Origin of the sequence: Nocardiopsis listeri NBRC 13360, from assembly GCF_001570765.1 — a bacterium.
GTDB classification, from domain to species: domain Bacteria; phylum Actinomycetota; class Actinomycetes; order Streptosporangiales; family Streptosporangiaceae; genus Nocardiopsis; species Nocardiopsis listeri.
Genome location: NZ_BCSH01000154.1, coordinates 1 through 524, shown reverse-complemented (window position 1 = coordinate 524; position 524 = coordinate 1). Strand labels below are relative to the sequence as shown.

1 protein-coding gene is annotated in these 524 nt (G+C 71.4%); it reads right to left on the bottom strand.

The window, feature by feature from the left end; genetic code table 11:
- On the bottom strand, positions 1–491 hold a 491-nt coding region (locus tag NLI01S_RS24890; protein WP_305778461.1), incomplete at its 3' end, for a ketoacyl-synthetase C-terminal extension domain-containing protein.
- Positions 492–524: the final 33 nt, after the last annotated feature.

Below are 524 nucleotides of genomic sequence, written 5' to 3'. Positions count from 1 at the left end.
GGAAAAACAAACGCGACTCGACCCTCAGCCAGGGTCCCGTCGCCCAGCACCACGTGGGTGGCGGCCTCGCCCTGAGCGAGCGCGGTCACTCCGCGCAGTAGCTCCTCGTGGTCGGAGCCGACCACGACCGCCCGGTGGGTCAGCGACGACCGGCCTGTCGCCAGCGTGTGGGCGACATCGCGGGGGTGGTGGCGCGCGGCCTCGTCCCGGATCCGGACGGCCTGGGCGGTCAGGGCCCGCGCCTCGGCGGCGGACACCAGCCACGGCAGCGCGCCGGAGGCGGACGGCTCGGGAAGGGGTTCCGGAGCGTCGTCGAGGGACTCGTTCTCCCCGGCCTCTTCGAGGATGACGTGGGCGTTCGTTCCACTGACACCGAACGAGGACACCCCCGCGCGACGTGGACGCCCCTCCACCGCCTCCCACTCACGAGACTCCGTCAGCAGCTTCACCCCGCCCACGGACCAGTCCACATGCGAGGTCAGCTCATCCACATGCAAAGTGCGGGGCAGCACACCATGGCGCAT